The 18,434-nt window shown below is 65.5% G+C and carries 17 protein-coding genes; 6 read left to right on the forward strand and 11 right to left on the reverse strand.

Features of this window, described 5'->3' with window-relative positions; translation table 11 throughout:
- Positions 1-332 precede the first annotated feature (332 nt).
- On the reverse strand, positions 333-1,760 hold the full coding sequence (gene ahcY / locus ACP690_RS16825) for an adenosylhomocysteinase (protein ID WP_017978608.1): 1,428 nt from the start codon (positions 1,758-1,760) through the stop codon (positions 333-335).
- Between the two features lie 88 nt (positions 1,761-1,848).
- A complete protein-coding gene (locus ACP690_RS16830) occupies positions 1,849-2,409 on the reverse strand; it encodes a YqgE/AlgH family protein (protein ID WP_426261749.1) in 561 nt (186 codons plus the stop codon).
- A gap of 102 nt (positions 2,410-2,511) precedes the next feature.
- Between ACP690_RS16830 and ACP690_RS16835 the strand changes: the two genes are divergently transcribed.
- The gene (locus ACP690_RS16835; protein WP_043059590.1) at positions 2,512-2,991 is read left to right on the forward strand and encodes a peroxiredoxin; all 480 of its coding nucleotides are present in this window, start codon (positions 2,512-2,514) and stop codon (positions 2,989-2,991) included.
- 185 nt (positions 2,992-3,176) lie between these two features.
- Here ACP690_RS16835 and ACP690_RS16840 read toward each other — a convergent pair whose 3' ends face one another.
- Together ACP690_RS16840 and ACP690_RS16845 are read right to left on the reverse strand one after the other, a co-directional pair.
- A complete protein-coding gene (locus ACP690_RS16840; protein ID WP_043059569.1) occupies positions 3,177-5,009 on the reverse strand; it encodes a M2 family metallopeptidase in 1,833 nt (610 codons plus the stop codon).
- A 77-nt stretch (positions 5,010-5,086) separates the two neighbouring features.
- A complete protein-coding gene (locus tag ACP690_RS16845; protein WP_043059570.1) occupies positions 5,087-5,848 on the reverse strand; it encodes an alpha/beta fold hydrolase in 762 nt (253 codons plus the stop codon).
- A 305-nt stretch (positions 5,849-6,153) separates the two neighbouring features.
- Between ACP690_RS16845 and ACP690_RS16850 the strand changes: the two genes are divergently transcribed.
- Positions 6,154-6,414 carry a hypothetical protein gene (locus tag ACP690_RS16850; protein WP_426261748.1) on the forward strand — a complete coding sequence of 87 codons (261 nt, stop codon included), beginning with the start codon at positions 6,154-6,156 and terminating at the stop codon, positions 6,412-6,414.
- Between the two features lie 14 nt (positions 6,415-6,428).
- Here the strand turns inward: ACP690_RS16850 and ACP690_RS16855 are convergent, their stop codons facing one another.
- The 5 genes from ACP690_RS16855 to ACP690_RS16875 form a co-directional block, all read right to left on the reverse strand.
- Positions 6,429-6,836, reverse strand: coding sequence for a type II toxin-antitoxin system VapC family toxin (locus tag ACP690_RS16855; RefSeq protein ID WP_426254817.1), 408 nt, complete (start codon positions 6,834-6,836; stop codon positions 6,429-6,431).
- Positions 6,833-7,078, reverse strand: coding sequence for a FitA-like ribbon-helix-helix domain-containing protein (locus tag ACP690_RS16860; RefSeq protein ID WP_426254818.1), 246 nt, complete (start codon positions 7,076-7,078; stop codon positions 6,833-6,835). The genes ACP690_RS16855 and ACP690_RS16860 overlap by 4 nt, the downstream gene beginning before the upstream one ends.
- A gap of 32 nt (positions 7,079-7,110) precedes the next feature.
- Positions 7,111-8,139 carry an aspartate-semialdehyde dehydrogenase gene (locus ACP690_RS16865; RefSeq protein ID WP_063688823.1) on the reverse strand — a complete coding sequence of 343 codons (1,029 nt, stop codon included), beginning with the start codon at positions 8,137-8,139 and terminating at the stop codon, positions 7,111-7,113.
- Positions 8,140-8,201: 62 nt separating this feature from the next.
- Positions 8,202-8,918, reverse strand: coding sequence for an MgtC/SapB family protein (locus ACP690_RS16870; RefSeq protein ID WP_017978599.1), 717 nt, complete (start codon positions 8,916-8,918; stop codon positions 8,202-8,204).
- Between the two features lie 196 nt (positions 8,919-9,114).
- Positions 9,115-11,361: a S9 family peptidase gene (locus ACP690_RS16875; RefSeq protein ID WP_426261747.1), complete on the reverse strand. Its 2,247-nt coding sequence runs from the start codon at positions 11,359-11,361 to the stop codon at positions 9,115-9,117.
- Between the two features lie 228 nt (positions 11,362-11,589).
- On the opposite strand from ACP690_RS16875, the gene ACP690_RS16880 reads away from it, so the two are divergent.
- Positions 11,590-12,204 carry a DUF6975 family protein gene (locus ACP690_RS16880; protein WP_145957868.1) on the forward strand — a complete coding sequence of 205 codons (615 nt, stop codon included), beginning with the start codon at positions 11,590-11,592 and terminating at the stop codon, positions 12,202-12,204.
- 5 nt (positions 12,205-12,209) lie between these two features.
- On the opposite strand, the gene ACP690_RS16885 is transcribed toward ACP690_RS16880, so the two are convergent.
- The gene (locus ACP690_RS16885) at positions 12,210-12,575 is read right to left on the reverse strand and encodes a hypothetical protein (protein WP_063688821.1); all 366 of its coding nucleotides are present in this window, start codon (positions 12,573-12,575) and stop codon (positions 12,210-12,212) included.
- Between the two features lie 147 nt (positions 12,576-12,722).
- Between ACP690_RS16885 and ACP690_RS16890 the strand changes: the two genes are divergently transcribed.
- From ACP690_RS16890 to ACP690_RS16900, 3 genes are all read left to right on the forward strand, one after another.
- On the forward strand, positions 12,723-13,571 hold the full coding sequence (locus ACP690_RS16890; RefSeq protein WP_426261746.1) for an AAA family ATPase: 849 nt from the start codon (positions 12,723-12,725) through the stop codon (positions 13,569-13,571).
- A 563-nt stretch (positions 13,572-14,134) separates the two neighbouring features.
- On the forward strand, positions 14,135-14,695 hold the full coding sequence (locus ACP690_RS16895) for a CHAP domain-containing protein (protein ID WP_043059575.1): 561 nt from the start codon (positions 14,135-14,137) through the stop codon (positions 14,693-14,695).
- A 199-nt stretch (positions 14,696-14,894) separates the two neighbouring features.
- Complete coding sequence (locus tag ACP690_RS16900; protein ID WP_043059576.1) at positions 14,895-16,073, forward strand: vWA domain-containing protein; 1,179 nt, start codon at positions 14,895-14,897, stop codon at positions 16,071-16,073.
- A 1-nt stretch (position 16,074) separates the two neighbouring features.
- Here ACP690_RS16900 and ACP690_RS16905 read toward each other — a convergent pair whose 3' ends face one another.
- Positions 16,075-18,336 carry a TonB-dependent receptor domain-containing protein gene (locus ACP690_RS16905; RefSeq protein ID WP_426261745.1) on the reverse strand — a complete coding sequence of 754 codons (2,262 nt, stop codon included), beginning with the start codon at positions 18,334-18,336 and terminating at the stop codon, positions 16,075-16,077.
- Positions 18,337-18,434: the final 98 nt, after the last annotated feature.

The raw sequence follows: 18,434 nt of genomic DNA on the forward strand, positions 1-18,434 counted from the left end.
TAAGAAAAATCCTCCCCCGCAAGGGGGAGGTGGCATGCCGCAGGCATGACGGAGGGGGAGGTCAGGGTAGCGTCCTGTTTCGAAACCCTCCCGTGTCCGCCCCCTCCGTCACCGCCTCCGGCGGCGCCACCTCCCCCTGGCGGGGGAGGAATTACGCGTATTCCCAGCGAAGGTCGGGATCTCCCCGTTAAGGGGCATTGCACGAGCCGCTGCAAGCGCCAGCCTACACACGGGTGACGGCGGGGACATACCAGACCAACAAAAAAGGGGCGGCACCTCGCGGTGTCGCCCCTCTTCGTATCCGCAGCACCCGAGACCGGGCGCCGTCCGGATCAGTAGCGGTAATGATCCGGCTTGAACGGGCCTTCCACCGGCACGCCGATGTACGCCGCCTGCTTCTCACTCAGCTTCGACAGCTGGACGCCCAGCTTTTCGAGGTGGAGCGCGGCGACCTTCTCGTCGAGGTGCTTCGGCAGGACGTAGACTTCGTTCTTGTAGTTCTCGCCCTTGGTCCACAGCTCGATCTGGGCGAGCGTCTGGTTGGTGAACGAGGCCGACATCACGAAGCTGGGGTGGCCGGTCGCACAGCCCAGGTTCACCAGGCGGCCCTTGGCCAGCACGATGATCTGCTTGCCGTCCGGGAACTCGACCAGGTCGGTGCCGGGCTTCACTTCGGTCCACTTGTAGTTCGACAGCGCCGCAATCTGGATCTCGCTGTCGAAGTGGCCGATGTTGCAGACGATCGACATGGGCTTCATCGCCTTCATGTGATCGGCGGTGATGACGTCGGCGTTGCCGGTCGCGGTGACGAAGATGTCGGCGCGCTTCACGGCCTCATCCATGGTCACGACCTCGAAGCCTTCCATCGCCGCTTGCAGCGCGCAGATCGGGTCGATCTCGGTCACGAGCACGCGCGCGCCGCCATTGCGAAGCGACTGGGCCGAGCCCTTGCCGACGTCGCCGAAGCCGGCGACCGCAGCAACCTTGCCCGCCAGCATGACGTCGGTGGCGCGACGGATCGCGTCGACCAGCGATTCCTTGCAGCCGTACAGATTGTCGAACTTCGACTTGGTGACCGAGTCGTTGACGTTGATCGCCGGGAAAGGCAGCTCGCCCTTCTTGGCGATCTCGTACAAGCGGTGAACGCCGGTGGTCGTCTCTTCCGACACGCCCTTCAGGTTCTTGACGGTCTGGGTCAGATAGCCCGGCTTCTTGGCGATGAACGCCTTCACCGAACGCTGGAACTCGACCTCTTCCTCATTCTCCGGCTCGCCGAAGGTCTGGCCGGCTTCGAGCTTCGCACCCCACAGCGCGAACATGGTCGCGTCGCCGCCGTCGTCCAGGATGATGTTGGCGGTCTGACCCTCGACGTCGCCGTCCCAGGTGAAGATGTCGCCGACATAATCCCAATATTCGGCCAGGCTTTCGCCCTTCACCGCGAACACCGGCACGCCCGTCGCGGCGATCGCGGCGGCGGCATGGTCCTGCGTCGAGAAGATGTTGCAGGTCGCCCAGCGGACGTCGGCGCCGAGCGCGGTCAGCGTCTCGATCAGCACGGCGGTCTGGATCGTCATGTGCAGCGAGCCGGTGATGCGCGCGCCCTTCAGCGGCTGGGCCGCGCCGAATTCGTCGCGCAGCGCCATCAGGCCGGGCATCTCGGTTTCGGCGATCTTGATCTCGGCGCGGCCGAAATCGGCGAGGCCGATGTCCTTGATGACGTAATCGGTGTTCGTGCCGTTGGGCGCGAGCGCAGTAGCCACGTGGCATGCTCCTGAAGAGGTATGGATGGGTTGCCCCTAGCCGCTCCGCCCTTACAGATCAAATATAAAGATATCTTTATATCTCGCGTCAGGCGGTTCCCGTGCCCACCACCAGCAGCCGCGGGTCGATCCCCGCCTTGGCGAAGGCGCTGCTCCACCGCTGCGGCGCGGGCGTGTCGAACAGCAGCGCATCGTCACCCGCGACATGAAACCACCCCGGCTGCGACAGCTCCGCGTCGAGCTGCCCGGCCGACCAGCCGGCATAGCCCAGCGCGGCGACGTAGCGCGACGGCCCCGTCCCGTCAGCGATCGCGCGCAGCACGTCGATCGTGCCCGACAGCGCCCATCGCCCGGCCACCTCCACCGTGTCCTGTCCCGCCCAGTCCAGCGTATGCAGCACGAACCCGCGGCGCGGCTCCACCGGCCCACCGAAGTGTACCGGGGCGGGCGGTGCGGCGCCGTGGGCAATCTCGAACTGGTCGAGCAGGTCGTGCAGCGTCAGCCCATCGATCGTCGCGCCGAGCCCCACGCCCAGCGCGCCGCCCGCGTCATGCGCACACATTGCGATCACCGCATGGTCGAAACTGGGATCGGCCATGCCCGGCATCGCGAGCAGGAACTGGCCGGACAGATAAACGGGACCTTCCATAACCTTGCCACCATAACCGTCCCGCCGGCAGGCGCCATGCTTGAAATCGGCGGCGATGTGGCCGACGGTCCCGCGCGCAACCTTTCTACCCGGAGACCCATGATGACGATCACCGTCGGCGATACGATCCCCAGCGCCACCCTGACCAAGGTCACGCCAGACGGCCCCGATCAGGTCTCCACCGATGATTTCTTCCGCGGTCGCACCGTCGCGCTGTTCGCGGTGCCCGGCGCCTTCACGCCGACCTGCTCCGCCCGGCACCTCCCTGGCTTCGTCGAGAAGCGCGACGCGCTCGCCGCCAAGGGCGTCGACGAAATCGCCTGCACCTCGGTCAACGACGCCTTCGTCATGGGCGCCTGGGCCAAGTCGCAGGAGGCCGAGGGCATCACGATGCTCGCCGACGGCAACGGCGATTTCGCCAAGGCGGTCGGCCTGACGATGGACGGCAGCAAGTTCGGCATGGGCCTGCGCAGCCAGCGCTACGCGATGCTGGTCGAAGACGGCGTCGTGAAGCAACTCCACGTCGAAGCCCCCGGCGAATTCAAGGTCAGCAGCGCCGAACACCTGCTCGACGCGCTCTGATGCGAAGGGGGTGGGCGACGCGCTCCGCTCACCCCACCCACTCCGTCACCCCGGACTTGGTCCGGGGTCCACTTCACGACGAGGGGGACGGCCAGAGCCTCCTGCCTCGCCCCCGCGGCTTAGACCCCGGACCAAGTCCGGCGTGACGCGGCATTCGGAGCAACAGCCCCGAACACCTCACCCCATCACCAACCCTGCGGCTTGCCCTTGTTCTGCTGGTCCAGCCACGTCTTCAGCGGCGCGAAATACTCCACCAGCGCCTTGCCCGACATCTGCCGCGTGCCGGTCATCACCTGCAGCGCATCCGGCCACGGCTTCGACTGACCCATGCTCAGCATCGCGTTCAGCTTCTCGCCGACCGCCTTGTTGCCGTAGAACGAGCAGCGATGCAGAGGCCCCTTCCAGCCCGCCTGCTCGCACGCCGCCTTGTAGAACTGGAACTGCAGCACCCGCGCCAGGAAATAGCGCGCATAGGGCACCGTCCCCGGAATATGGTATTTCGCGCCCGCGTCGAACTTGGTTTCGTCGCGCGCCACCGGCGGCACGATCCCCTGATACTTCAGGCGCAGCGCATCCCAGCCCTGCTGATACTGGCCCGGCGCGATCTTGCCCGAAAAGACGTCCCAACGCCATTTGTCGACCAGCAGACCGAACGGCAGGAACGCCACCTTGTCCATCGCCTGGCGCAGCAGCAGGCCGATGTCCTTGTCCGCGGCCGGCACCTGCGCCGGCTGCAACAGCCCGATCTTCACCAGATAATCCGGCGTGATCGACAGCGCGACCGTATCGCCGATCGCCTCGTGGAACCCGTCATTGGCGCCGTTTTTGTACAGATACGGCTGGTTCTTGTACGCACGCTGGTAGTAATTGTGGCCCAGCTCATGGTGGATCGTGACGAAGTCGTCGCCGTTCACCTTGGTACACATCTTGATGCGGATATCGTCCATATTGTCGATATCCCATGCCGACGCATGGCAGATCACCTCGCGATCGGCCGGCTTCACGATCTGCGAACGCTGCCAGAATGTCTCGGGCAACGGCGCGAAGCCGAGCGACGAATAAAAGGCCTCGCCCTGCTTCACCATGCGAACGGGATCATAGCCCTTGGCCTTCAGCAGATCGCCAGTGTCATAGCCCAGATCGCCCGCCCCCTTGGGCGCGACGAGATCGTAGATATTGCCCCATTCCTGCGCCCACATATTCCCGAGCAGGTCGCTGCGGATCGGCCCGGTCTTCGCCTGGACGGCATCGCCATATTTCTCGTTCAGCTTCCACCGGACATAGGTGTGCAGCGAGAGGTAGAGCGGCTCCACCTCCTTCCAGATCTGGTCGGTCAGCGCCTCGAACTGCTGCGGCGTCATGTCATAGCCGGACCGCCACATCGCACCGACATCGGCGAACCCCAGCTCCTTCGCACCTGCGTTCGAGATCGCGGTCATCCGCGTGTAATCCGCCCGCATCGGCGCGCCGACATTGTCGTTCCAGCTGACCCACATCTCCTTCAGCTTGGCGGGATCGCGCGTCGTCCCCATCGCCGCCTCGATGTCCGATCCGTTGATCGGCTTGCCGTCCAGCGTGCCCTTTCCCTTGCCGTAGCGCGACGACATGCGCGTCGTCAGCGTCGCGAGTTCGGTCGCCGCACCCGGCGTGGTCGGCGCAGGCAGGCCGACGCCATTCTTCAGCAGGTCGAGCTTGCGCTTGGTGTCATAGGACAGGCCCGTCACGCCGTTGAAGCGCGCCGCGCCCTTCGCCCATTGCACCGCCTTTTCGGTCAGCTCCGCGCCCGATTTCGCCGCCAGTGCATCGGTATCGTCGGTGATATAGGTCGCATTGACCCAGGCGACCTGCTGCGCGGGCACCGACAGATCGGCGGCCTCCTTTTCGACCGCAGCGACATAAGCGTCGGCCTCGGCCGCGGTCGGCTTCGCTGGCGCGGCCTGCCCGGCCGGCGCGGTCTGCGCCGCGACGGGCGCGGCAAACAGCGCCGCGGCGAGCGCGGCGGTGGAAACGAGACGCATGAAAACAATCCCCTACTGACTTCTTGTCGTTGCCGACACGATGCGCGGGGGCGCCCCTTTTGGTCAAGCGCCTGCGGTCAGGCGCTCAGGAAGTCTGCGATCGTCTGGCCCAGCTCCGGCTTGGTGACCGCGCTCATATGATTGCCGGGAATCTCGCGGAAGATCGCCTGCGGCAGCGCGTCGGCCAGCGCCGCGCCCGATCCGTTGTCGTCGTCGTCGATCCCCGCGACGATCAGCGTCGGCACGTCGATCGCCTCGACCGCCTCGATCGGCGTATCGACGAACGTCTCGAGCACGTTGAGCAGCGCCACAGGATCGCCCCCGGTCGTCTTCAGGAACGCCTCGGTCATCCACTCACCCGACCCGCGTTCGAAGCTGCCGAGGTTGGTCAGCACGTGCCGGAAATAGCCGCCCCGCCCCGCCGTGCTGACGATCCCGGTCAGCCCCATGCCCGCAATGACCGCGCGGCGCGGCCTCGCCCCGTTGGCGAGCATCCGCATCGTCGTCCGCCCCCCCAGCGAATAACCGCCGAGATCGTAATCGGTCAGCCCCAGATGCGCGATCAGCGCCATCCCGTCGCGCATCAGCGCATCCGCCGGATAGGCGGCAAGGTCATGCGGCTTGTCCGAGGCCCCATGGCCCCGCAGGTCCGGCATGATGACGCGAAAGCCCTTGGCCGCAATCGCGGCGGCATGGCCATATTTGATCCAATTGACCTCCGCCGTGGAGAAATAGCCGTGGATCAGCACGACGGGCCGCCCCTCGCCCAGCTCGCGATAGGCGATGCGAGTGCCGTCGAAGCTGGCGAAATACTGCGGATCGGAAGGGGAAAGGGCCAAGGGTTGTCATCCATAGGTTGCGAGCGCCACCCCACGTGGGTCGTGATCCCGCGCCTGTCCAGCACCGATCGTCGACCGCGGTTGCGGCCGACCCCACCCCACCGTCACCCCGGACTTGATCCGGGGTCCCGCTATTCCCCGCCCGCCCTAAAGCGGGACCCCGGATCAAGTCCGGGGTAACGGAACGAGGCTAGCCCAGCCAGGCATTTACATCGGCGATTCAAGCCCATCCCCAAACCTCCGCCTGCCCCTTCCCAACCTCCTCAAAAGGGCATACTCTCCCTTCAAAACAAGCAAGGAGAGCGATGATGGAGCTGCATCGGACCGGCACGGGCGACGAGAGCCTCGTGATCCTGCAAAGCCTGTTGTGCCTGCTGCGCGAAAAGAACGTGCTCAGCCGCGCCGATATCAAGGAATTGACCGAACGCGTCGCGATGCGCGCCGCCCAGGCCGAACGCGATCCCCTGCCCTGCTGCGCCGAAGCCACCCGCGCCGCCGCCACCGAAATGGCCCGCATCGGGCAATATGTCGGCCAGCATTACGGCGGCAAACACCGGCGGGTGTGAGGGGGGGATCGACGTCAACCGATCAGTTCAACGTACCCGGCTAATCCCACTCGTTTTGCCGCCCGGGCCATGCCGGCATCGGCCGTCAAAACGATCGCATCAGTTCTGACAGCCAGCACAAGGTACAGGCAGTCATACACCGCATGACCTGACTGCATAGACAATGCGAAGGCCTCGTCGAGTAACGATAGCGTAGCGACCGTATCGGTCAGCAGGTCGGGCGCAGCGGTCAGACCCGCCGCCGCTGCGGCTTCGGACAGGCCATCATTCCGCACTTTTTTGGCCAGCGCGTTCGCTACTTCGACGTGGAACCAGTCGGGTGCGATCCGCTCCACCTCCCCGACTACCCGGATCAATACGGCCTCTGCACCCGGTTCGCGCGTAACCAACTTGATCGCGACGCTCGCGTCGAGAACGATCATCCCGCGTCCCGGGCCTCGCGAATATACGGGGTGCTATCGACCGCTGCCGTCTCGGGTGGAGTCATCGCCCACAGACTGTGGACCAGCGTTCGGAGTGCATCGCCATCCAACCGCACCTTAGGCCGAGCCTGTGCGAGCGCTTCGCGCAACTCGGCTTCCAAAGATCGACCATTGGCCTTGGCGACGCGCCGGAAGTCGGCGATCAGCGCGTCGTCGAGATTGCGGATCAGCACCTGTCCCATGGGACAGATGCTATCACTCCGCTATCAGCCGCTCAACCGCCCTTCTGCAGGTGCCGCCGGCCCAGCAGTTCCGCGATTTGCACCGCGTTCAGCGCCGCACCCTTGCGCAAATTGTCGCTGACGCACCACAGCGCCAGCCCGTTCTCCACGGTCGGATCCTCACGCACGCGACTGACATAGGTCGCGTCATCGCCCGCCGCCTCGATCGGCGTGGCGTATCCACCGTCCTCATGCTTGTCGATCAGCATGATGCCCGGCGCCTCGCGCAGGATGCGCTTGGCGTCCTCGGCGGAAATCTCGTTTTCGAACTCGATGTTCAGCGCCTCGGAATGGCCGACGAATACGGGCACGCGCACGCAGGTCGCGGTCACCTTGATCTTAGGATCGAGGATCTTCTTCGTCTCGACCACCATCTTCCACTCTTCCTTGGTCGATCCGTCGTCCAGGAAGCTGTCGATGTGCGGGATCACGTTGAACGCGATCTGCTTGGTGAACTTCTTCGGCTCGGCGGGATCGCCGACGAAGATATTGCGGCTTTGTTCGAACAGCTCGTCCATGCCGACCTTGCCCGCGCCGGATACCGACTGGTACGTGGCCACAACGACGCGCGTGATCTTCGCCGCGTCATGCAGTGGCTTCAGCGCGACGACCATCTGCGCGGTCGAGCAATTGGGGTTGGCGATGATGTTCTTCGCCTTGTAGCCGTCGATGGCGTCGGCGTTCACTTCCGGCACGATCAGCGGCACGTCCGGGTCCATCCGGTACAGCGACGAATTGTCGATCACGGTGCAGCCGGCGGCGGCGAACTTGGGCGCATAGACCTTGGTCGCCTCGCTGCCGATCGCGAACAGTGCCATGTCCCAGCCGGTCGGATCGAAATATTCGATATTCTGGACCTTGAGCATGCGACCGGTGTCACCATACTCGATCTCGTCGCCCTGGCTGCGGCTCGACGCCAGCACCGCGATCTCGTCCGCGGGGAAGTCGCGTTCGGCGAGGATGTTGACCATCTCGCGCCCGACATTGCCCGTCGCGCCCGCGACCACCACCCGATAACCCATCACGTCCTCCAATTCAGTGTGCGCCGCCTAATACGGTTGCGCGGAAACGTCCACCGACTTTCCTAATCGTGCGTGCTCAGCTGCCACGTCGCGTGGTCGATCCCATGCACGCGGCCCAGATGCTCGACCAACGCGTCGAGCTCCGCATCCACCACGCCGCTGCCCACCAGCGTCGCGACCAGCGCGACATGCTCGTCGTCGCGCACCTGCGTGTCGAGGTCGGCGACGGGCAATCCCGCCTCCTCGAGATGCCCCACCAGCACATCCCCCATCGGCCCCGCCGCGGCGACCGGCACGGTGATCGTCACGCTATACGTCGCCTCCACCGTGCCGCCGGCGATCGGAATGCGGTTGATCGCATCGACCAGCGGTCGCAGCGCGGTGTTGGCGAACAACACGACGCCCGTCAGCAGCGTCGCCTCGGCGATCATGTCCGACCCCGCGATCGATCCCACCGCCGCCGAACACCACAAGGTCGCCGCGGTGTTGAGCCCGCGGACGTTCATCCCCTCCTTCATGATCACGCCCGCGCCGAGGAAGCCGATCCCCGACACGACATAGGCGATCACCCGGATCGACTCGACGTCGCCGCCCAGCCGCTGCCCCAGATCAACGAACGCCGCCGCCCCGATCGCGACGAGCGCGTTGGTCCGCAGCCCCGCGGTCCGCTGCCGATACTGCCGCTCCGCGCCGATCGCGGTGCCGAGCACGAAGGCGGTGAGATAGCTGACGACCGTGTCGAGGAACGGCCACAGGTGAAAGGCGGCGACGAAGTGCATGGGGTGGCGCCTTAGCGGCACCGCATGACGAAATCACGATAACTGGAAGTCCTCCCCCGCCAGGGGGAGGTGGCACCGCGAAGCGGTGACGGAGGAGGAGGATACGGAGCCCTCGCGTTCGCGGAAACGCCCCCTCCACCATTCGCTACGCGAACGGTCCCCCTCCCCCGCTGAAGCGAGGGAGGAATTGGCGGCCTTACTTCTTATTCTTCACATTCCGGTCGAGGAACTCCAGGATCGTCCCCCACAGATGCTGGCTCACCATCGGACCACCCACCCGGTGTGTGTAGCCCGGGTAGAACATCATCTCGAACGGCGTCGCCGTCGCCTGCATCTTCGCGGCGACCTTGGTCGAATTGTCGAGGAAGACGTTGTCGTCCGCCATGCCGTGGATCAGCAGCAGCGGGTCCTTGATCTTCGGCGAATCCTCCACCGCCTGCGACGTCGCATAGCTCTTGGGGTCCTTCGCCGGATCGCCCAGATAGCGTTCGGTATAATGCGTGTCATACAGCTGCCAGTCGGTCACCGGCGCGCCGGACACCGCCGCCGCATAGACGCCCGGCGTCTTCTCCAGCATCTTCAGCGACATGTATCCGCCATACGACCAACCATAGGTCGCGATTTTGTTGCCATCCACGAACGGCAGCGACTTGAGATAGTTAGCACCGGCCAGCTGGTCCTCGACCTCCACCGTGCCCATGGCGTGATAGATCTGGTCCTCGAACGCCTTGCCGCGGTTGTACGACCCGCGATTGTCGATCTTGAAATACACCCAGCCTTGGCTGACCAGATATTGCGGCAGCGCCCCCTGCCAGCCACGCGTCACCTGCTGGCCAGTGCCCGGACCGCCATAATGTTCGAAGAACACGGGATACTTCTTGCCCGGCACCAGCGGCGGGGTGATCATTTCCCAATACAGCGTGCTGCCGTCCTTCGCCTTGATCGTCCCGAACTTGGTCGGCTGGTGGCTGGCGAGATAGGGGTAATAGGGGTGCCCCGGCCGGATCGCATTCTCGTTGATCCACTCCAGCCGCTTGCCGTTCGTGTCCGCCAGATAGACCTGCGTCGGCTGCCCCGCATTGGAGCGCGAGATGATGAAGCGGCTCGCCGCGCCGTCCATCGACGCGATGTTGGTCCACCCTCGCTCGGTCAGCCGGGTCAGCACGTCCGGCCGCCCGATATCGACCGAATACAGATGTTGCTCGAGCACATCGTCCTTCGTGCCGGTGAGGTAGATGCGCCCCTTCGCCTCATCCACACCGACCAGGCCGGTCACGACCCACGGCCCCTTGGTCAGCTGCGTCCACTTGCCCGCCAGGCTGCGCAGATACAGGTGGCCATAGCCGTCCCGCTCCGACCGCCAGATCAGGCTGCCATCCTTCAGCACGCGATAATCGTCGCTGAGGTTGATCCAGCTCCGCGCGCCCGACTTCTCGGTGAATAACACCTTCGCCTTGCCCGTCGTGGGATCGACGGCGAGCATGTCGAGCGTCTTCTGGTCGCGGCTCTCGCGCTGCACCAGCAGCGTCTTGCCGTCGGGCGTCCAGTCGACGCGCGCCAGATAGATGTCCGGGTCGCTGCCCAGATCGACCTTCACCTGCCCCGACCCGTCCGGCCGCATCACATACAGGTCGACCAGCACGTTGGGCGTGCCCGCCGCGGGATAGCGCTGTTCGTAGGTCTTGGTCCCCGCCGCGCCGATCGACGCACGGGTGAAAACGCGCACCGGCGCCTCGTCGAACCGCTCGACCGCAACATAGCGCTCGTCCGGCGACCACCAATAGCCGGTGCGCCGATCCATTTCCTCCTGCGCGACGAATTCCGCCTCACCGAAATGCACCGTACCGCCGCCACCGGTGGTCAGCGCGCGCGCCTCACCCCCGCTCAGCGGCTGCGCGAACAGATTCTGGTCGCGCACGAAGCTGACGTAATTGCCCTTGGGCGAGATGATCGGGTTGAGCTCACCACCCGGCGTCGCGGTCAGCCGGCGGACCTTGCCGTCCAGTGTCGCAAGATACAGATCGCCGTCCAGCGGCACCAGGATCGAGCGGCCATCGGGCGCAAAGTCATAGGCGACGATACCCTTCGACCCGCCGATGCGCGCGCGCTCGCGCTGCATCTTCTCCGCCTCGGTCAATTCGGCGCCGGTGCCCACCTTCTTGCTGTCGACCAGCATCCGCTCCGCACCGGTGCGCGTGTCGCGCGCCCACAAATCGGTGCGCTCCTTCTCGTCGGCGCGCGGGCGCAGGAAGGTGAGCAGCGTGCCGTCCGGCGACAGGCGTACGCCGCGCGGCTGCGATCCCGACAAATCGGGGCTGCCGAAGACGCGCGCCAGCGTCAGCTTGTCCGCTTGCGGCGCCGCGGCCGTCTGCGCGCCCGCCTCAGCGCCTATCGCCATCGCGCCCACCGATGCCAGCGCCAGCCCCAACCACCATGTCCGCATCACCTACTCCAACTCCAACGTATCGCCGTTCTTAGGGCACGATCCGCCGACGTAAAGCGGGATTGCGGCAGGGTTACCGGCGCATCAACCGTGTCTTTACGTGGTTCGGTATAGGTACGGGGCGACAAGGGTGGCGTGTCGCACCGGATCGGCGGGCGGCATCAGTAAATGTCCCGGAGTGATATGTTGAACACCGTACAGACGGCCTGGTCGCCAAGCGCATGGGACATGGTTGCCCGATTGGGGGCCGTCGACGGCAGCGCGGCGCATCCGCATTTTGCCCGCCTCGTCTCGCCACGCGCCTCGGCGCGCGACGTGTCCGATGCCGTGCATGCGCTCTGTGCGGTCCATGGCGTCCACCCCGGACTCGCCGCCGCCGCACGCAGCCAGTGCGCGCAGCCCGACGCCTGCGACTGGCTCGACCGGATCGCCGATGCCTTTGCCGTCGAGCGCGCCTATATCGCCCATCTCGCCGCCGCCGCCGGCCCGCTGCCCTCCACCCCCGGCCAAGCGGATAGCGAGACCGCGCTCACCACCAGCCGCCACACGCTCGAAACGCTTGGCGCCTCCGAACGCCGCGGCTGCGCGACCGGCGCGGTCGCCGCTTTGGTCCACGACTGGGGCATGATCCGCCGCCTGCTCGACGCCGCCGCGCTCCGCTTCGGCGTGGAGCCGGCCCCTCGCGCCTTCCCGCCGCATCTGGAAACGGGCGCCAGCATCGACGCGCTCGGCGGCACCCCCGCGACCGAACGCGCCATCGGCTTCGGCGCCCAGCAATTGTTCGCCCAGCACCGCGCGATCTGGGATTTGCTGGAGGCAAGGGCCAGCGCGCGGGAGGGGTGAGGCGGCTATTGGACTGTGCCGCGGCCACCCGTTGCCGCGTGACGACCGCCCGTCAGCAGGGCCGTCATGTCACCTCGCGTCTGGATGCTGAGTAGCAAAAGATACGGCAGCAGAAATCCGGCGCCGCCGAAGAACGCCAAGATCGCGAGACCGAGGCCGACGGGGGTGAAGTGATGACGCCAAGCGGTCCACAGTGCGGACAACAGCAGGAAGCATGAGAAGTCTGCATTGAACTGGCCGGACCACGTCATGCGTGCGATATCCCCGAAAAAGATCGGGAGCAGATCCATGCCATGCCTGGCGATCACAACCCCCGTGTAGATCGCCAGCGCAGTCCAGGCAGCGATCAGCAGCGCACGAAACGCGATCATCACATTGTCTCCCCTGGCACCTCGTCGATCATGGATCAGGCCGGCAGGGACAGCAATCGGTTGCGCGCACACCCCACCACCCCCGCTTGCGCTCCGCCCCGCGATCCGGCAACGACGTACCCGATATTCAATATCCGGGATCCGGCCATGAAGCGCTTCGAAGGCACGCAGAATTACGTCGCGACCGACGACCTGAAGGTCGCGGTCAACGCCGCGGTCACGCTGCGCCGTCCGCTGCTGGTGAAGGGCGAACCCGGCACCGGCAAGACGGTACTGGCGCATGAGATCGCCAAGGCGACCGGCGCCGAGCTGATCGAATGGAACGTCAAATCGACCACCAAGGCGCAGCAGGGCCTGTACGAATATGACGCCGTCGCCCGCCTGCGCGACGGCCAATTGGGCGACGAACGCGTCCACGACATCGCCAATTACATCCGTCGCGGCAAATTATGGGAAGCCTTCACCCGGCCCACGCCGCCCGTCCTGCTGATCGACGAGATCGACAAGGCCGATATCGAATTTCCCAACGACCTGTTGCAGGAACTCGATCGCATGGAATTCCACGTCTACGAGACGAAGGAAACCGTGCGCGCCAGCGAACGCCCGATCGTCGTCATCACCAGCAACAACGAAAAGGAACTGCCCGACGCCTTCCTGCGCCGCTGCTTCTTCCACTATATCAAATTCCCCGATCGCGACACGATGCAGGCGATCGTCGACGTCCACTTCCCCGGCATCCAGAAGATCCTGGTCAGCAAGGCGATGGACATCTTCTACGACGTCCGCGAGGTCCCCGGCCTCAAGAAGAAACCCAGCACCAGCGAACTGCTCGACTGGCTGAAACTGCTGCTGCACGAAGACATGCCGCTCGACGTCCTCCAGAACCGCGATCCCACCAAGGCGATCCCCCCGCTCCACGGCGCGCTGCTGAAGAACGAACAGGACATCATGCTGTTCGAACGCTTGGCCTTCATGGCGAAACGCCAGGGCCGTTAAGAGCCCCCCACCGTCACCCCGGACGTGATCCGCGGACCGCTTTTCCCACAGCGGCAAAGAAGAAGCGGGATCCCGACTCAAGGCCGGGATGACGGAGAAGGGCACCGTGCCCAGCGCCCGATCCGGCAAAGTCCTCCCCCGCCAGGGGGAGGTGGCACCGCGCAGCGGTGACGGAGGGGGAGGTCAGCAATGCCCTCTCTCCAAACAAACCGATCCCCCCACGCAGACCACAAACGGCTGCACCCAAAACATAACAGCAGCAATCCCCCACCGCCCCTCACCCCACCTCCATCGTCATCCCGGCCTTGAGCCGGGATCCCGCTTCTTCTTTCGCGGCGGCGGAAAGCGGGACCCCGGATCAAGTCCGGGGTGACGGCTAGGTTGCACCACGCGTACCTGAGACCCACCGGCATGCCGGCCCCAGCCACAAAAAAATCACCACCCAACCGGAACAAAATCACTCATTTCAGCAACGAAACGACCGGCAATATTTTGCCGCATTACCGTTTCTTAACCACGAATCCCAACCAAACGGTCACCGCCCCTTCCCTAAAACTCATCGGATGCAGGGCATTCTTCGCAAGTGCGGCATGATCGCCGCGGCAATCGGAGCGGCAACGCAGCTTGCCGCCCCGGCAAACGCAGCGGGCGGCAATCTGCTCGATTACGTCGGCCAGTGCGTCCCCTTCGCGCGCGAGGCATCGGGCATCCAGATCTACGGCGACGCCTGGACCTGGTGGTCGAAGGCAGACGGCCATTACGATCGCGGCCACGATCCCCGCGTCGGCTCGGTCATCGTCTTCGCCAAGAGCGGCCGCCTGCCGCTCGGCCATGTCGCCGTCGTCAGCCGGGTCGTCGAACGCCGCGTGCTGATGCTCACCCACGCCAATTGGTCGCGCTTCAACGGCGAACGCGGCCATGCCGAACGCGACGTCACCCTCTACGACGTGTCGCCCGACAACGACTGGAGCGAGGTGAAGGTCTGGTTCCGCGATTCCGAGGGGCTGGGCAGCAGCATCTATCCGGTGAAGGGCTTCATCTACGGCGGCCGCCCCTCGCCGCAGATCACTACCCGCAACCCGGATTACGTCGGCGCGCTGATCGACGCCTACGCCGCACGCTGACCCCCGGCCGAAACCCGATCTTCAAAAAGGGGCTGTCCTACACGGCCGAATGCTCCTAGCGTCGGTCCCAGGCCATGACCGATCCGTTCGCCCCGACGCTGTTCCCCGCCCTGCCGACGCTCCTGCACGCCGCCGCATTCGGGACGGTACGTACCGTCCACTTCGTCCACTTCCACGCTCGAAATGGCGGAAGTCGACCATGTTCCTGACCTTCCTCGACGAACTGCGACTCGCCGGCATTCCGGCCAGCCTGAAGGAGCATCTGGTGCTTCTGGAGGCGCTCGACGCCGAAGTGATCGACCGCACGCCGGAAGCATTCTACTATCTCGCCCGCGCCACCTACGTGAAAGACGAGGGGCTGCTCGACCGGTTCGACCAGGTGTTCGCCAAGGTCTTTCGCGGGATCGCGACGACCTACGGCACCCAGCCGACCGAGATTCCCGCCGATTGGCTGAAGGCCGTTGCCGAGAAATATCTGACGCCCGAGGAAATGGAGCAGATCAAGTCCCTAGGATCGTGGGACGAGATCATGGAGACGCTGAAACAGCGCCTCGCCGAACAGGAAGGGCGTCACCAGGGCGGCAACAAATGGATCGGCACCGGCGGCACCAGCCCCTACGGCAATTCGGGCTATAATCCAGAAGGCGTGCGGATCGGCGGGGAGAGCAAGCACGGTCGCGCGCTCAAGGTCTGGGACCAGCGCGAATTCAAGAACCTCGACAACACCCGCGAACTCGGCACGCGCAACATCAAGGTCGCGCTACGCCGCCTGCGCCGTTTCGCGCGTGAAGGCGCCGCCGACGAACTCGATATCGACGGCACGATCGACAGCACCGCAAGGGCGGGCTGGCTCGACGTGCGCATGCGGCCAGAACGACGCAATGCCGTGAAATTGCTACTGTTTCTCGACGTCGGCGGGTCGATGGACCCGTGGATCAAGCTGTGCGAAGAGCTGTTCAGCGCCGCGACGTCCGAATTCAAGAACCTCGAATTCTTCTACTTCCACAATTGCCCGTACGAAGGCGTGTGGAAGGATAACCGCCGCCGCTTCGCCGAGCGCACGCCTTTGTGGGACGTACTCCATAAATTCGGCCATGATTACAAGCTTGTACTGGTCGGCGATGCGTCGATGAGCCCCTATGAGATCACCCATCCCGGTGGCTCGGTCGAACATTTCAACGAGGAAGCGGGCGCGGTCTGGATGCAGCGCCTGACGACGACCTACCCCGCCGCGGTCTGGCTCAACCCGATGCCCAAGGACCAATGGGGCTACAGCCAGTCGATCCGCATCCTGCGCGAATTGATGGCCGACCGCATGTACCCGCTCACCCTCGCCGGTCTGGATGACGCGATGCGCGAGCTGACCAGAAAACGCTGACTTACCAAGCGGTTGATACCCCGATCCGCACATTGCGGGGGCGCAGCGGCGTCGTCTCGTTCCGCCCCGGCAGGCCGAACGGATTGCCGAAGGCAAACCGGTTGGACGCGGTATTGGTCAGGTTCTCGACGCCCAACCCCAGGTCTATCCCCCGCCAGCGCAGTCCGGCGGTCAGGCCGATTGTCAGATACTTGCCCTGGCTCACGTCCAGAAGGTCCCCGGTCCCCAGCACCGACCGACCGACATAATCGGCGCTCGCCGCGATCCGCGGCGTCACCCGTCCCTCCGGCCAGCGATAGCCGATCCCGCCATGCGCCGCGAACGGCGGCGTCTGCGGCAGGCGCCGGTTGTTCAGCCGTGACTGGTCGGCGATAGCGCCGTAGACGATATTGTGGGTGTACAGCGCCGACCCGTCGATCGTCAGCCGCGTCGTCGGCGTCCAGTCGAACGACGCCTCCACCGTCTGGATTCGGGCATCGCCCAGATTGGTCGTATAGGGCTGGCCGCGCCGGTTGATCAGGTCCGCCTGGATATTGCTCCACGCCGCGGTCGATCCGCTGATCGCAAAGCTGACGCCCCGCACCCCGCTGCGCAGCCGCCGCAGCCCGATCTCGGCAAAGCGGATCGAATCGGGATCGTAATTGGCGACCCGCCCGATGCCCTGCGCCACCGCCAGACCACCGGTGCGAAAGCCCGTCTGATAGCGGGCGAACGCCGCCAGCTCCGGTGCGATGCGATAGGACAGCGCGATCGTCGGATCGAACCGCTGCGTCGATCGCCCCTTGATGTAATTGCCCGGCCGCCGCGTACTCGACGGTTCGCCATCGACCCGCGCCGTCGTGACGCGGCCGCCCAACGTCACCGACAGATCACGCCACAGCCGCGCCGTCACCTCGCCAAAACCGGACGCCGACCGCGTGACGTTGGTGACACCGACGATATCGATCGCCGCACCGCCCAGCCCCACCGATCGCGTCAGGATCGACCGATCGCTCAACAGGCTCACGCCTGCAAGCCACGACCGCCCACCTTCCAGCGACCGCGACAGCCGCAATTCCTGCGACACCAGCAGCTTGTCGTTGTCGAGGTCGTACCGCGCCGCCCCTCGCGACACCGGCGCGGCAAATCCCGTCGCATCGAACGTCTCGACCGTCCGGTAATCGGCGACGCCCGTCGCGGACACCAGCCGCAGTCCGCTCTCCCAATCCTTGGCGATCGTCACCCGCCCGAACAGCAAGCGCCCGAAGAACGGCTGCGCGATATAATTGCGCTGTGCAAAGGGCGATCGCCTCACATCGCCATATTGGCCGTCCGCCGATTCGACCCGCTGTGCCGCCCCGCTCGCATCGATCTGCCAGCCGCTCCCCGGATCGACACGCAACGCCAGCCGCGCCCCCGTCGTGTCGCTATGGTTGGCGTCGACCACACGCCGCCGTGCGGCGTCGATATACCCGCCGTCGCGCACCTGATAGGCAACACCCCGCAGCGCCGCCTTCCCCGCAACGAGCGGCACGTTCGCCATCAGCGCCACGTCGTACCCCGGCGCGCCGCCCTGCGTCAGCGTGGTGCCTGCACTCGCGCTACCGGCGAGACCGTCCAGCACCGGTGCGCGCGTCGTCAGCCGCAACAACCCACCGATCGCGCCGGCCCCGTAAAGCGTACCCTGCGGCCCTTCCAGGATCTCGACCGCCTGCATATCGTACAGCCGCAACGCCGGATCGGGGCCGGAGGCGTTGAGCTGCACGTCGTCCAAATAGACGCTCGCGGTCGACTGGGTTGTGCCATTGAAGCTGCTGTCCGCGATCCCGCGAATGAACACCTTGTTGCGGCCAAGCCCCAGTTGCGTGCTTTGCAGGATCGGGAGTTGTCCCGCGATCTGGCTGAGGTCTGCCGTCGCCCCATTCGCACGCCGCGGCACGCCGCTTACCAGCGTCAGGCTCCCTGGATAGCGGAGCAGCGGCACCCGCTGCTTACTAGCGGTCACCACGATATCGGCGGGCGCCGGTTCGGGAGGTGGAGGCGCTGCCGGGCGGGCGACCGGCCGCGGCGGTGGCGCCGGGGGCGCGACGACGATGCGATAGCTGCCGGGACCGCTCGCCACGGCACGAAAGCCGCTGCCCGCCAGCAGGCGATCGAGCGCCTGCTTTACCGTCAGGGTGCCGCGCAGCTCCGCCGTCCGCACAGCGTGCAATCCGCGCTCCGTACTGACGATATCGACCCCAGCGGCGCGCGCGAGCGCGATCACCGCACGGTCAAGTGTCATGGGCGCGATGGCGAGGGCGACGCGCCGCTGCGGCGGACTGGCCGATGCGGTGGCGGGCAGGCTCAGCGAACAGGCGGCGAGAAACCAGCGGGCACCCC

It is taken from the genome of Sphingomonas sp. DC4900 (assembly GCF_049896485.1).
Lineage (GTDB): Bacteria > Pseudomonadota > Alphaproteobacteria > Sphingomonadales > Sphingomonadaceae > Sphingomonas > Sphingomonas aquatilis.

Bases quoted from the DNA above. Each gene is read 5' to 3' on its own strand.
- ACP690_RS16830 (WP_426261749.1), bottom strand. From the start codon at position 2,409: ATGGAAGGTCCCGTTTATCTGTCCGGCCAGTTCCTGCTCGCGATGCCG.
- ACP690_RS16835 (WP_043059590.1), top strand. From the start codon at position 2,512: ATGACGATCACCGTCGGCGATACGATCCCCAGCGCCACCCTGACCAAG.
- ACP690_RS16840 (WP_043059569.1), bottom strand. From the start codon at position 5,009: ATGCGTCTCGTTTCCACCGCCGCGCTCGCCGCGGCGCTGTTTGCCGCG.
- ACP690_RS16850 (WP_426261748.1), top strand. From the start codon at position 6,154: ATGATGGAGCTGCATCGGACCGGCACGGGCGACGAGAGCCTCGTGATC.
- ACP690_RS16855 (WP_426254817.1), bottom strand. From the start codon at position 6,836: ATGATCGTTCTCGACGCGAGCGTCGCGATCAAGTTGGTTACGCGCGAA.
- ACP690_RS16860 (WP_426254818.1), bottom strand. From the start codon at position 7,078: ATGGGACAGGTGCTGATCCGCAATCTCGACGACGCGCTGATCGCCGAC.
- ACP690_RS16865 (WP_063688823.1), bottom strand. From the start codon at position 8,139: ATGGGTTATCGGGTGGTGGTCGCGGGCGCGACGGGCAATGTCGGGCGC.
- ACP690_RS16870 (WP_017978599.1), bottom strand. From the start codon at position 8,918: ATGCACTTCGTCGCCGCCTTTCACCTGTGGCCGTTCCTCGACACGGTC.
- ACP690_RS16875 (WP_426261747.1), bottom strand. From the start codon at position 11,361: ATGCGGACATGGTGGTTGGGGCTGGCGCTGGCATCGGTGGGCGCGATG.
- ACP690_RS16880 (WP_145957868.1), top strand. From the start codon at position 11,590: ATGGTTGCCCGATTGGGGGCCGTCGACGGCAGCGCGGCGCATCCGCAT.
- ACP690_RS16885 (WP_063688821.1), bottom strand. From the start codon at position 12,575: ATGATCGCGTTTCGTGCGCTGCTGATCGCTGCCTGGACTGCGCTGGCG.
- ACP690_RS16890 (WP_426261746.1), top strand. From the start codon at position 12,723: ATGAAGCGCTTCGAAGGCACGCAGAATTACGTCGCGACCGACGACCTG.
- ACP690_RS16895 (WP_043059575.1), top strand. From the start codon at position 14,135: ATGCAGGGCATTCTTCGCAAGTGCGGCATGATCGCCGCGGCAATCGGA.
- ACP690_RS16900 (WP_043059576.1), top strand. From the start codon at position 14,895: ATGTTCCTGACCTTCCTCGACGAACTGCGACTCGCCGGCATTCCGGCC.
- ACP690_RS16905 (WP_426261745.1), bottom strand. From the start codon at position 18,336: ATGACACTTGACCGTGCGGTGATCGCGCTCGCGCGCGCCGCTGGGGTC.